Raw genomic sequence first — 13,230 nt, 5'->3', positions numbered from 1 at the left:
CGTGCGGGTCTCCGTATCGACCGCCCAGACGTATTCGGGGTGAAAGTTTCCTACACCACGCTCACCGTGGTGTCGGTGACGAGCGGGGTGATCGTCACGAAAGCGCTCGTCGCCATGGTCAGGCCCATCAACGCACGTGCCCGGGCACCCGCGAACGTCTTCGGCGCCAGCTCCATCTCGCCGATCGCGTGCTCGGCCGGGTCGGACTGGTCGGCCGAACGGTGCAGGGACTCGTTCATCGGGTGCACTCCTCTTCGTCAGGTGATGCTTGCAGTAGCAGGACCGAGGGGATCGGGAACCCTTGGCGCAGCAGGCCGTGACCGATGCCGGACAGGCCCGTGAGCAGCCCTGGCGACGGGACGCCGCCCGGGGTGGCGCAGCGTGCGCCGTGGTCGTCCAGTGCTCCCAGCAACAACGCCGTGCGACGGTTCGCCGCGCTGGGGTGGTGCGCGGCCAGTGCCTCGACGACGCCCAGCTCGCCGTGGCAGAGACTCATGTCCCGCAACGGTTCCCTCGTTGCGAGCAGGCCTGCCAGGCGCTCGTCGTCACGGGCGAGCGCGACACCGGCCAGACCGGTGCACCATCCGGTGTCGGTCGGGTCGATGGAGTCGCTCTCCATGAAAGTTCGCGCGGCCACGTCTGATAACTCGTCCTGAACCGTTGCCGCGTAACGCCTCAGGGCCCATCCGATTCCCGCATGGCCGCGGGCGAAGCCATTGGCCGGGCAAATAACGCCACGCAGAGTAGAGGCGTAATGATCGGCGAGGGCCAAAGCTTCAGGCGTGCCGACGGCGAGCATCGCGGCCAGCGAGCCCGCGACGCCGTCCACGACGGTGTGCGACGAATCGTCCCTCGGCATCAGCTGGACGGCCTGCGCGAGCAGCTTCGGGTCGAGGCCGAGCAACGGCGTGAGGCGTGCGAGGCCGTAGCAGATGCCTCCGAGGCCGTGGATCCCGCCGCCGACCACCGGGACGAGCTCCGGCTCCTCGGCGAAGAGGTTCAGCAGGTCCGGCAGCGGCCTCAGCGCGTCCCGCGCGAAGTCGACGTAGCGCGCCGCCCCGGTGAGCGCCCCCAGCTCGGCCAGGAACAGCGCCACACCCGTGTAGCCGTTCGACAGGCTGGCGCCGAGCGGCTGCACCGTCCAGTGCCGGTCGTCGACCAGTTCGAGCCCGAGCCAGTTGACGCGGTCCTCGCCGGTGACGGCGTGCGCCAGGACCTGGTCGGCGATCCCGCACGCGGCGACCAGCAGCCGTGCCGGATCCGGGTCGACCGCGGCGACGTGGCCCTGCGCCGCGACGCCGCTGTGGTGCGACACCGGGCGCGGCCGCGACGCCAGCAGCGCCGTGATCACCCACTGCTGGTCGTGCCGGTCGACCTCGCTCATCGCGAGGATCTTGCGCGTGACGGCGTGCAGCCCGGGCTCCGGCAGCATCCCCGGCAGCCGGAGCCCGGACGCGGTCCACAGGTCGGTCGACCCCGGCCTGCACGTGAAGAGCGGCACGTCACCGCGCCACAGGTCGGACACCTCGAACGGCACCAGCCGGTCGAGCAGCGGGTCGTCCACCACCAGCACGCCGAACGCCAGGTCGCGGTCCAGCGCGTCGGCCAGCACGGACGGGTGCGTCGACTCGTCCAGCAACCGCGCGTACTGCCGCGTCGAGCGCGCCACGAACCGCACTTCCTCGTTGGCGCACTCCCGGACGAGCTGCAGCAGCTCCTCCCTGTGCGCCACTATCGCGTCGTAGCCGGTGCGGAACCCGGCCAGCAGCGAGTCCTGGTAGTCGGCCGGCTCGGCGGGCAGGGCGTCGAGCAGCGGCCTGTTGCGCGCCCCCGACGATGTCCTGGGACGCCTGACCAGCCGCATCCTGTCGGTTCCCGGGTCGGCCCAGTCGACCACGTTCAACGGCGACAGCACGCCCTGGTCACCGCCGACACCGGACACGTCCGCGACGCCGTTGTCGCCCAGCAGCACGTGGGGGAGCAGGGCCGTGCGGTGCACCGACCGCATCAGCGCAAGCGCGGCGGGGTCGGCGTCGTGCGCCAGCGTCGGGTGGAACAACGTCTCGACGTCCACGAGCACCGGCTGGCTGCCGCACGCGATGAGGTTCTCGTAGTGCATGTCGGTGCCGTCGACCGCGTAGAGCAGCGCCAGCAGCGCACCGAGCCTCCGGTAGAACTCGGCAACCTCCGACACGTCCGCGCACGGCTCGTGCGTGACGTGCTCGATCCACCCGTACCCGTCGCGGGGCAGGAGTCGCGGAGACCGGAAAGTGATTCCAGTCCGACTGGAAAGCCACTGGACCTGGTCCTGGAAGCGCGTGTGCAGCCCCACCGGCCGCGGCCGGTAGACGAGCTTCTCGCCGGACTCGAAGGTCAGGACCGCCACGGTCCGGCCCTGCTGGTGCGCGTCCCCCTGGCCCATGTCGATGGAGACCAGCGCGCCGGGATCGGTGGCGCCGAAGATCGTCTGGACGATCAGCGCACGGTCGCGCGTGAACCGCGACGACAACTCGTGGTGCGTGGAAACGGCCTGCTCACAGGCCTGCGCGAGCAGCCGCGCCAGCACCGGGTAGCGGTTGAAGACCGCGGACAGGTTCAACGTCCGCGTGAACTCGATGAACCGCTCTTCACTGGTGGGGCTCGTCAGCGCGTCGCGCACGGTGTGCAGTTCCAGCACGAGCGTCCGCGCCGCGATCTCCACCAACCGTCGCCCGAGCTGCTCAGCGAACGCCGCGTCGAACGGCGGCGCCACCTCGGTGCGGGAGGCGTCGATCAGCGGGCGCAAGGCGTGGGCGAAAGCTGCTGTCCAGCTCTCACCGGTGCTGGTCTCGGCCGCGGAGGTCACCGGCACAACCTCGCACGCGCGGCCACGCGGCACATGGGGATCAATCCCCCAGATTTGTGAGCGGCCGCGAATATGGGGGTCCGCCACCCATGTTTCCCGGCCCGTTCGCCCCGAGACTCGAGGTCCGAGGGAGGGAACGGCATGAGGGAGTTCGGAGAACTGCTGCGCACGCACCGCATCGGCGCGGGCCTCACCCAGCAACAGCTGGCTGACTTCGCGATGGTGAGCGTCCGGGCGATCCGGGACCTGGAATGCGGCCGCACCCGCTCGCCACGAGCTGAGACGGTGCGCCTGCTCGCCGACGGGCTGCGGCTGGACGAGGGAAGCCGCGCGAACCTGCAGCAGGCCGGTGGCCGCTCGTCGGGCCGGGCCGCGGTGGCGCCACCCGCTCCGGCCGGGCCCGCCGGGTCGATCGTGGGGCGGGAGGCGGAGGCGGCCGCGTTGGCGGCGTTGCTGACGGAAGGGGTCGGCGGGGGTTTGCCGTTGGGCGGCGGCGGTGTGCCGTTGGACGGCCGTGTGCCGTTGGACGGTCGTGCGCCGTTGGGCGGCGGTGTGCCGTTGGACGGTCGTGCGCGCACGTCGGCGGCCGGGTTGCGTGGCGCTGCCGGAGGTTCGTCGCCGGATGGGCGGGGCGTGGCCGGTGGTGTGCCGTCGGGTGGCCGTGCGCGCACGTTGGCGGATGAGCTGCGTGAGGCTGGCACTGCTTCCGCTGGTGGTGTGCCGTTGGGCGGCCGTGCGCGCACGGCCGCGGACGAGCTGCGTGAGGCCGGTGTGACGTCTGCTGGCGGTGCGCGCACGTTGGCGGATGAGCTGCGTGAAGGCGGTACGCCCTCGTCAGGCGGTGCACGTTCTTCGGCGGATGGGCTGCGTGGGGGCGCAGCCGGAGGTCCGTCGTCGGAAGGACGGGCCGGAGCGGGCGGTGGCGTGCCGTTGGACGGCTGTGTGCGCGCGTCGGCGGTCAGCCCGTGCGACGGCGCTGCCGAGCCCTTGTCGCCGGAAGGCGAGCGTTGGGTCGTAGACGGTGTGCGAGTCGCAACGCCTGACGCCTCCCATCAGGCCATGCGGCTCGCCGCACAGGCAGAAGCCCCTGCCGGCGAGACCATCGCGCGCGGTCCAGCCCTCCGCCTGCCCCACGAGTCGCGGCGACTGGTCACCATCACCGGTGTCAGCGGCGTCGGCAAGACGAGGCTCGCCCTCGAGGTCGCCGGCGAGCTGCACTTCCGGCACGGCTGGTCCGTGCTGTGGCACCCGTCCCAGACCACCCCGGTCATCGACGACGACCAGGACACCGTCCTCGTCACCGACCACCGCCCCGACCCGCGGCTGCTGGAGGCGCACCCGCGCCTGCGTGTCGTCGTGACGGCGCTGGCGCCCACCGGGCTGCCGGGTGAGCACGTGTTCCCGCTCGGGGCGCTGGCCGATGACGCCGCGGTGCGGTTGCTGCTCACGCACGTGCACCGGGTGCGGCCCGCGTTCAAGGCCGAGCCGGCCAACCAGGCCGCGCTCATGGGTCTCGTGCACGAGTTGGACGGGTTGCCGTCGGCGCTGGAGTTCGCCGCGGGGTGGTTCATGGTCTACTCGCCGCAGCACCTGCTCGAGCGGTTGCGGTCCAACCCGCTCGACCCGACCTCGGCGCACCTGCGCGACTCGCTGCGGCGTTCGCTGTCCACTGTGGACGAGGAGGCGCGTGAGCTGCTGGTGCGCATGGCCGGAGGCGAGGAACCCGGTCCTGGGCGGTCGCTGAGGGAGTTGTGCGTGCGCGGGCTGGTTCGCCGGGTCGGGACGCGGTACGAGGTGCTGAGCCTCGTGCGCGCGGCGGTGCTCGAACCGGTGGCAGGGCCGCACTTCCCGGGAGGCGTGGCCCTGACCTGGCCGGTTTAGAAGGCGGCGGTCAGGCAGGCGAGGCGGTCACCGGCGGTGCCCGCCTTGCCGTGCTCGGTGCTCGTGTGCGCGGCGTGCACGACGACGGAGTTCGCCTCGCCCTTGCGGAACTCCCACCCCACGGTCGCCGCGGCGGTCGCGGCGCCCTGGGCGTCGGTGGTGAAGTCCAGCCAGATCTCGTTCTGCGCGTTGGCGTGCTTCGGGTCGACGCTCGGCGTCACCGGGTCCTCGTCGTTCTGGTAGTGCGGGCCCGAGTCGGCGGGCTTGGCGCCGCACGGCTTGGTGTGCACGTGCGAGCCGTACTTCGTGTCCGGCAGCAGGCCGGACACCTTCAGCTCCACCGTCGTTCGTCCACCTGAGACAGTCGAGCCGGTGGAGATCCGGGCTCCCACGGGAATCCGCGCGACGTCGTAGGTGATGCCCCTCGGTTGCTCGCCGGACGAGGCGGGCGCCGCCACCGCGGTCTCGGCGATCGGCTTGATCGCGGGCGCGTCGGATGGAGCGCCCGGACCTGGGGTCGAGCAGGTGGCCAGTCCCGCGGTCAGCAGTACGGCAGTCGCCACGATGCGCATGTCTCTCCCTCGGCTCAACTGGGTCCCAGGTTCTCACCCGCTTCCTGTTCACTAACGGGTGACTGGCTCAGGTCGATCGCCACGAGGTCCGCAAACGCCTGCTGATAGGCCTCACACAGGTGATATCCGCCGTGGGTCGCGACCTGGTCCGGTGAGCCGTCCGTCTCGCCGGCGCGGCGGTCGAGCTCGTTCGAACCCCAGCCGTGCACCGGGAAGCCGAGGTAGTCGGTGCGGCGCCACAGGTTGATCCAGCTCGGCCCCAGCAACTGCGACAGCCCGCGATCCGGCGCCTCACCGGTCGGCCGCACCCACGGGTCGCACGAGAACATCGCCCCCGCCCGCACCGACGGCGTTCCCAGCACGACGGGTCCCAGCAGTTCCGGGAAGATCCGCCCGAAGTAGGGCCGCAGCTGCACGCCGTACGTCAGCAGCTGCACGCGCTTCAGGTACCCGGCGGGCAACGCGTACAAGGCCGCGACCGCCAGCACGGCGCCCAGGCTGTGCGCGGACAGCACGACACGATTCCCAGGCGACTCGTCGAGGAACTCACGCGTGCGGTCGGCGATCTCCGGTACCGCGCGCTCGGCGTAGCAGGGCGGTGCGAACGGGTGGGCCGTGCGCGGCAGGAAGCACATCAGGTCCCACACCAGCCCGAGCGGCCGGCGGTTCACCAGCATCCCGGCCCCGACGAACGAGCCGACCACCGCGACCCCGGCGAGCCCGGTCACCCAGTCGCCCTTGCCCACCACCCACTCGACGCCGGACCAGCGCGACCACGAGGGCGCGTCGAACGTCAGGTAGCACGTCAGCAGCAGGGCGAGCACGCCCAGCACCGACAGCATTCCGGCCACGTTCTCGGCCCGGTGCGTCACCGCGACGACGTGCCGCGTCCGCACGACCAGCGCCTCGGCCTCGCCGTCCAGCACCGCGGGCGCGATCAACCGCGACAACAACACGAAGGCCTGCACAACAACCAGCAGCACCAACGGAACCAGCGCACAGGCGAAGGCCGCGCTGAACCACGAGTAGAACGGCGGCGCCTCCAGCCCGGTCCCGACCCAGCCGCGGAAGGTCAGCACCAGCACGGTCGACAACATCACCGACGACACGAGCGACAACCCCAGCAGCACACCGGGTCCGGCCCCGCGCCAGGCCTGCCACTCGTCACCAGCCCGGGGCCGCGCCCGCCACGCCAGCACACCACCGAACACCGCGGCGCCGATCCAGGCCAGCGAAAACCAATGCGTGGCAACCATGAACGCCACGAACAGCAGGAGCAGGACCAACGGCCCCTTGGCGTCGTTGCGCCGCCACGACCACGCCGCCAGCACCGATCCGAGCAACGCGACGACCACCGTCGGCGGTCCCCACGTCGTCAGCCACAACGGTCCGTCGAACGACGGCGCGACCGCGTACAGCCCGAACCCGTGCGCCACCAGCACGATCACGGCCGAGACCATCAGCAGCCACGACCAGAGACCGCCCTTCTCGGTCGACGGCACGTCCGGGCAGTCGGTCGCCGTCACGACCACTCGCGCGGTCACGACCGCCAGCACCCCCGCCGCGAGCACCGTGAGCACCAGGAAGAACACGTGCTGCAACAGTTGCGTGCTCGTCGCCAGCACCACCACGCAACACCCGGCGGAGATGTGCAGCCGCGTGAGCCGGCGGATCCGCGGGCTGCCCTCCCACATCGACTTGCGGCTCAGCATCACGCCGGCCCGGCGTTCGGGAGTGCGCATCGAGGTCATCTCGTACCTGCTGCGCGACAACGAGGTCAGCGCCAGCAGCCCGAGCAGCAACAGCACCGGCACGGCGGACGCGGCCAGCACGCGCACGTGCTGCGCGGGATCACCGAGCACGTCCAGGAACTCCGGCAGCCGCTTGCACGCGACACCCGGCAGGGAGCACTGGACCGCGTACGTCGAGATCGCCGCCTCGCACACCGCGAGCACCAGCAACACCGTGAGCCCCAACCCGAACAACCGCGTCGAGGCCGCCCCGCGCCCGGCGTTCCACCACACCATCCGCCGCGTCGTCGGAACCGAGTCGTCGGGCAGTTTCCGGGACCAGTAGGCGACGTTCGCGAGCCCGAACGGCAGCAGCAACGCCCATCCGACGCGTCCCAGCGCGTTCGCGAGCACCGAGGGCACACCGCTGCCCGGCACGCCGGGGGTGCTGCGCGCCATCCCGCCCCACGAGTACGCCTCGCGCCGCACGTTCCCGGGCACGCGCCCGGCGTGATCCGGTGGCAGGTCGGCGAGTTTGTCCGGCCTCGGCCGCCAGAAGCTGCCGAAGCGATCGCCCCGGAACTGCTCGACGGCGTGGTCGGGAAGGGCCAGCATCGCGTCAGGGGGTGTGTTGTTGACCCCGTGGATGCGCAGTTCCAGGACGCTCGGACTCATCGTCTGCCTCCCCTTTACTCCAGTTGTCGTCCCGAAAACTGCTCCAGTTAGCGGCCGAACGGGTGAAAAAGGTGTATCCAGACGCCCTGGAAAGCCTCTACTGAGCAAGGAGGCCCCACCATGACCACAACCGCTCACCCGAACATCGCGAACTCCGTCGGACTCGCCGAGTTCCTCGCCACCGCGGGCACGCTCACCCTGGCGCAACGCAAGCTCATCGTCGACCAGGCCCTGATCCTGCTGGAGCAGAACTACGCGCACCTGCCTCTGAAGGTCGCCATGCACGCCGTGAACCCCGTGCAGAGACTGAGAGTCCTGAGAGCGAGACTCGAACGGCAGACCGACGCCACGGCCGAGGCGGAGTGGCAGTTCCACCGCGAGCTGTCGAGCACCTTCCACTCGGTGCGCGACCTGCACACGAACTACCTGCTGCCCGCGCCGTTCGCCGGCAAGATCGCCTTCCTGCCGTTCCAGCTGGAGCGCTGCTTCGCGCAGGACGGCACCGAGCAGTACCTGGTCGCCCGCACGGTCGCCGGCTTCAACGGCCTCGCGGCCGGCGCCGAGGTGACGCACTGGAACGGCACGCCGATCGCGCGCGCCGTCGCGTTGAACGGCGCGAACTTCTGCGGCAGCAACAGCGCCGCGAACCACGCCCGCGGCCTCGAGTCGCTCACGCTGCGCCCGCTGGTGATCCAGCTCCCGCCCGACGAGGACTGGGTCGTCGTCAGCCACCGCACCGAGGCCGGCGCCACCGAGGAGATCCGCGTCGACTGGCAGGTCACGGAGAACCTGCCGCCGATGACCGACGTCGACTCGCTGTCCTCGGCCGCCGCCGCGCAGGGTGTCGACCTCGACTCGGACGAGAAGGCGCGCGCCAAGAAGTTGTTGCACGCGCCCAAGGTCGTGCAGGCGGAGGCAGCCGGCGGCGCGGTCGCCATGGCGTCGCAGGACGTCCCGACGACGATGCCCGGCGTGTTCCGGGCGCGTCCCGTCGTCACGCCGTCCGGCACGTTCGGGCACCTGCGCATCTTCACGTTCAGCGTCGACGACCCGGAGGCGTTCCTCGCCGAGTTCGTCCGGCTCGCGAACCTGTTGCCGCAGAACGGACTCGTCGTCGACGTCCGTGACAACGGCGGCGGTCACATCTTCGCCTCGGAGTTCCTGCTGCAGACGATGACGCCGAAGCCGATCGCACCGGAACCCGTGCAGTTCCTCAGCACACCGCTGAACCTGCGGATCTGCCGCCGCCACGCGGAGGACCCGACCGGCCAGATCGACCTCGGCCCGTGGTTCCCGTCGCTCGACAGCTCGACGGAGACGGGCCAGGCGTTCTCCTGCTCGCACACGATCACACCGGTCGAGGGCGCGAACGCCGTGGGCCAGACCTACCACGGCCCGGTGGTGCTGATCACCGACGCGCGCTGCTACTCCGCCACGGACATCTTCGCGGCGGGCTGGGCGGACCACGAGCTGGGCCCGATCCTCGGCGTGGACGACAACACCGGTGCCGGGGGCGCGAACGTCTGGACGCACGGGCTCCTGTCGATCCTGCTGAAGATCCCGGCGCCGGCCGACGCCGAGTCGCCGTACAAGGCGTTGCCCAACAAGGCGAACATGCGCGTGTCGATCCGCCGCACGCTGCGCGTCGGCAAGCTCGCCGGCACGCCGGTGGAGGACCTGGGCGTGCGCCCGACGCACCAGCACAAGGTCACGCGCGCGGACCTGTTGCAGGGCAACGTGGATCTGCTCGCACGGGCAGGAGAGCTGCTGAAGGCGCTGCCGGTGCGCAGGCTGGGAGTGGCGGTCGCCGGAACGACCGTCTCACTGGACACCGTGAACCTCGACCGGGTGGACGTCTACGTCGACGGCCGCCCGATGACCTCGCTGGACGTGACCGACGGTGCGCACACCGCGACGTTGACCGCGACCGGGCGCGAGGTGCGCGTCGAGGGGTTCGCGGACGGGCAGCTGGTGGCCGCGCGCAAGGTCGCCAGTTGATCGAGCGGGCGCTTCCGGTGACTCCATGACCGGAAGCGCCCGTTCTCTCTTGCACGTCCAGGTGAGGTGCTTCGGTCAGAGCCACCCCCGCCGCATGGCCTGAACACCCGCCTGGAACCGCGTCTGCGCCCCGCACCGGTCCATCAGCTGCCGCACCCGCCGCTGCACGGTCCGGGGCGCCAGCCCCAGCTGCCGCGCGATCGACTCGTCGGTCAGCCCGGCGGCCAGCAACCCCAGCAGGCTCGGGTCGACGTCGGCCGCGGCCGCGTAGATGCCGCCGGGGCTGAACGGGATCCCCTTGTCCCAGTACAGCTCGAACGTCGAGCGCAGCACGTCCAGCAGCGCGGACGGGCGGATCAGCAGCACCTTGTCGACCACGTCGCCGTTGACGACGGGGAGCACGGCCGCGTGCGTGTCGATCACCGCGAGCTTGAACGGCAGCGTCGGCGTGACGCGGGCGCGTTCGCCGGCCGAGACCAGTTCGATGATCTCCGTGACCCGGCCGGGGATGTCGACGGCGGACCGGTCGTAGACGACGCGCCACTGCACGTCCCGTGCACGGGTCTCGTCCTCCAGGGCGACGTGCTGGCCCAGCGGCGTGATGTACGGCGGCTGGTCGAGCACGCAGACCTCCTCGCGGGCGCCGCGCAGCAGGGCGTGCCACAGCTCGCGGACCGCGGCCCCGCCGGAGATCACCTCGACGAACGCGTTGTCGGCCAGCTCCTCGTCGCGGTTGCGCAGGTACAGCTCCATCAACGGGCCGATGTCCGCGCGCGCCCGGCGGTTGGCCTCCTCGCGCGCCGCGATCAGCGCCTCCACGGCGAGGTCGGGCGCGACGGCCTGCCACACGTCACCGGGCAGGTGCCGGACCAGGCCGAGCTCCCGCATCCGCTCCAGCAGCGGGGCCGCGACACCGATCTCCTCGGTGGTGCGGCTGCCTCCCGTCACCAGGAGCTCGTAGACCGCCGACAGCTCCGGTGAGACGCCCAAGTGTCCGAACACGGCCATAGTGTGCGCCATTCAGCGCAACGCCCCTGTCGTGAACACGCCAGTGTCGTCATTCGGACTCCGCTAGACCTGTTTTCGCAGGTGTGACCCGACTTACGGTCCCTCCACCTCCGCAGCCGGTTCAGAACACTGACGCCCTCAACGGCACGCGAAGGCCCTGCGTGGAAGGACCTCACGTGAACAACGTGCGACGCACGAGTGTGTGCGCCGCGGCAGTTTCCGCCGCCGTGCTCAGCGTTCTTGCCCCATCGGCAACCGCTGCCCCCGCCCAGATCCAGTCCCAGCCGGACTCGACCCAGGTGAACCGCCCCTTCGAACGGCTGATCGTCGGCTACAAGCCCGGCACCGCCGAAGCCTCGTCCGACTCCGCTGCCTCGGACGACGCCCGCAAGAAGGGCAAGTCCGTCCACCGCCGCACGGCGAGTGGCGCGGTCGTCGTCGACCTCGGCTCGAAGACCACGAACGCCGACTCGGCGATCCAGGCCTTCAAGAACGACCCGAAGGTCGCCTACGTCGAGCCGGACCTGCTGATGCAGCCGCTCGCCGACCCGAACGACACCGAGTACTCCCGGCAGTGGGACCTCTTCGAGGCCACCGCGGGCATGAACGTCCCCGGCGCGTGGTCCAGCACCACCGGCGCGGGCGTCACCGTCGCCGTGATCGACACCGGCTACGTCGCGCACAGCGACCTGGCCTCCAAGGTCGTCGCGGGCTACGACTTCGTGTCGGACTCGGCGCGCGCCCGCGACAACAACGGCCGCGACTCCAACCCGGCCGACGAGGGCGACTGGACCGCCCGCGGCGAGTGCGGCACGGACGCCAACGGCCAGCCGGTCCCGCCGGCCGACCAGGGCTCGTCCTGGCACGGCACGCACGTGGCGGGCACGATCGCCGCGTCGACCAACAACAGCAAGGGCATCGCGGGCATCGCCTACGACGCCAAGATCCAGCCCCTGCGCGTCCTCGCGAAGTGCGGCGGCGCCACCTCGGACATCGCCGACGCGATCACCTGGGCGTCCGGCGGCACGGTGAACGGCGTCCCCGCGAACCAGAACGTCGCCAAGGTCATCAACATGTCCCTCGGCGGCCAGTCCTCCTGCTCCACGACGTACCAGAACGCGATCAACGGCGCCATCAACCGCGGCACCACGGTCGTCGTCGCGGCCGGCAACTCGAACATGAACGTCGCGAACTTCACCCCGGCCAACTGCAACGGCGTCATCACCGTCGCCGCCTCCTCCCGCGAGGGCAACAAGGCGTTCTACTCGAACTTCGGCACCCGCATCGACATCGCCGCCCCCGGCGGCGAGACCCGCCGCGGCACCGACACCCCCGGCACCATCACCACGCCGGAGAACGGCATCTGGTCGACGCTGAACGCCGGAGCCACCACCCCCGGCGCCGAGAACTACAAGCCCTACCAGGGCACCTCGATGGCGGCCCCGCACATCGCCGGCCTCGCGGCACTGCTCGTCGCCAAGAAGCCGTCGCTGACCCCGGCCCAGGTCAAGGACCTCATCAAGACCAACGCCCGCACCTTCCCCGGCACCTGCTCGGGCGGCTGCGGCGCGGGCCTCGCGGACGCCACCAAGACCGTGAACGCACTCGACACCACACCCCCGCCCACCGGCGGCCTGGAGAACACGACCGACGTGGCCATCGTGGACCGCGGCACCGTCACGTCCTCCATCACCTCCACGGTGACGGGCAACGCCTCCGCCACCACCAAGGTGGGCGTGGACATCGTCCACACCTACCGAGGAGACCTGGTGATCGACCTGGTGGCGCCGGACGGCACCGCCTACCGCCTCAAGAACTCGTCCTCTTCGGACAGTGCCGACAACGTGGTGGCGACCTACACGGTCAACGCCTCGTCCGAGGTCGCGGCGGGCACGTGGAAGCTGCGGGTCCAGGACGCGTACTCCGGTGACACCGGGTACATCAACGCCTGGAACCTGACCCTGCGATAGCTCCACGAGTTCGCCGAGGGGCGGCGCCTCCCAGCCTGACACTGGGAGCGCGCCGCCCTTTCACGTGCCAGGCCAGGCGGGCAGGGCCAGGCGGGCGCGGCGGGGCGAGAGGCTCGGCTCGGCGAGGCAGACTCGCAGCAAGGCGGGGCCCGCAGGCGAGGCGAGGCGACGCGGGGCAGCGCAGGCGGGGCCTACAGGCGACGCGACACGGGGCGGCGCAGGCGGGTGCCGGCGGGCTGGGTGAGGCGGGGCGGCACAGGCAGGGCGAGGAGGCGCAGGGCGAGGTGGCGCGGGGCGAGGCGACGCGGGCGAGGCGACGCGGGGGCGAGGCGACGCGGGGCGGCGCAGGCGGGTGCCTGCAGGCTGCGTGGGGCGGGGCGGCGCAGGCGGGGAGCGAGGGGGCACGGCCAGGTGAGATGCGGGGCGGGACAGGGGCAAGCCACCGAGCACAACGGCAATGGCGAAGCCGAGGCGTCCCTCCCGAACGACAAGGCCAACGGCGAAGCCGAGGCACCCAGGCCGCCAACGGCAATGGCGAAGCCGAGGCGTGT

The 13,230-nt window shown here is 71.3% G+C and carries 8 protein-coding genes; 3 read left to right on the top strand and 5 right to left on the bottom strand.

Going from position 1 to position 13,230, the window contains the following annotated elements:
• Nucleotides 1–50: 50 nt before the first annotated feature.
• Both IE307_RS33245 and IE307_RS33240 read right to left on the bottom strand, forming a co-directional pair.
• The gene (locus IE307_RS33245; RefSeq protein WP_191303381.1) at nt 51–239 is read right to left on the bottom strand and encodes a hypothetical protein; all 189 of its coding nucleotides are present in this window, start codon (nt 237–239) and stop codon (nt 51–53) included.
• The gene (locus IE307_RS33240; protein WP_191303380.1) at nt 236–2,845 is read right to left on the bottom strand and encodes a type 2 lanthipeptide synthetase LanM family protein; all 2,610 of its coding nucleotides are present in this window, start codon (nt 2,843–2,845) and stop codon (nt 236–238) included. Before IE307_RS33240 ends, IE307_RS33245 begins: the two co-directional genes overlap by 4 nt.
• Nucleotides 2,846–2,986: 141 nt before the next feature.
• On the opposite strand from IE307_RS33240, the gene IE307_RS33235 reads away from it, so the two are divergent.
• Nucleotides 2,987–4,726: a helix-turn-helix domain-containing protein gene (locus IE307_RS33235; protein ID WP_191303379.1), complete on the top strand. Its 1,740-nt coding sequence runs from the start codon at nt 2,987–2,989 to the stop codon at nt 4,724–4,726.
• Here IE307_RS33235 and IE307_RS33230 read toward each other — a convergent pair.
• On the bottom strand, nt 4,723–5,298 hold the full coding sequence (locus IE307_RS33230; protein WP_191303378.1) for a superoxide dismutase family protein: 576 nt from the start codon (nt 5,296–5,298) through the stop codon (nt 4,723–4,725). The two genes, IE307_RS33235 and IE307_RS33230, sit on opposite strands and share 4 nt — an antisense overlap.
• Nucleotides 5,299–5,312: 14 nt before the next feature.
• Nucleotides 5,313–7,703 carry a hypothetical protein gene (locus IE307_RS33225; RefSeq protein WP_191303377.1) on the bottom strand — a complete coding sequence of 797 codons (2,391 nt, stop codon included), beginning with the start codon at nt 7,701–7,703 and terminating at the stop codon, nt 5,313–5,315.
• A 120-nt stretch (nt 7,704–7,823) separates the two neighbouring features.
• Between IE307_RS33225 and IE307_RS33220 the strand changes: the two genes are divergently transcribed.
• A complete protein-coding gene (locus tag IE307_RS33220; protein ID WP_191303376.1) occupies nt 7,824–9,701 on the top strand; it encodes a S41 family peptidase in 1,878 nt (625 codons plus the stop codon).
• A gap of 75 nt (nt 9,702–9,776) precedes the next feature.
• Here IE307_RS33220 and IE307_RS33215 read toward each other — a convergent pair whose 3' ends face one another.
• The gene (locus IE307_RS33215) at nt 9,777–10,703 is read right to left on the bottom strand and encodes a LuxR C-terminal-related transcriptional regulator (RefSeq protein WP_191303375.1); all 927 of its coding nucleotides are present in this window, start codon (nt 10,701–10,703) and stop codon (nt 9,777–9,779) included.
• Nucleotides 10,704–10,885: 182 nt separating this feature from the next.
• On the opposite strand from IE307_RS33215, the gene IE307_RS33210 reads away from it, so the two are divergent.
• The gene (locus IE307_RS33210; protein ID WP_229905315.1) at nt 10,886–12,679 is read left to right on the top strand and encodes a S8 family serine peptidase; all 1,794 of its coding nucleotides are present in this window, start codon (nt 10,886–10,888) and stop codon (nt 12,677–12,679) included.
• Nucleotides 12,680–13,230 lie beyond the last annotated feature (551 nt).

It is taken from the genome of Lentzea cavernae (assembly GCF_014653695.1).
Taxonomy (GTDB): Bacteria; Actinomycetota; Actinomycetes; order Mycobacteriales; family Pseudonocardiaceae; genus Lentzea; species Lentzea cavernae.
This window is presented reverse-complemented; position numbering and strand designations above follow the sequence as displayed.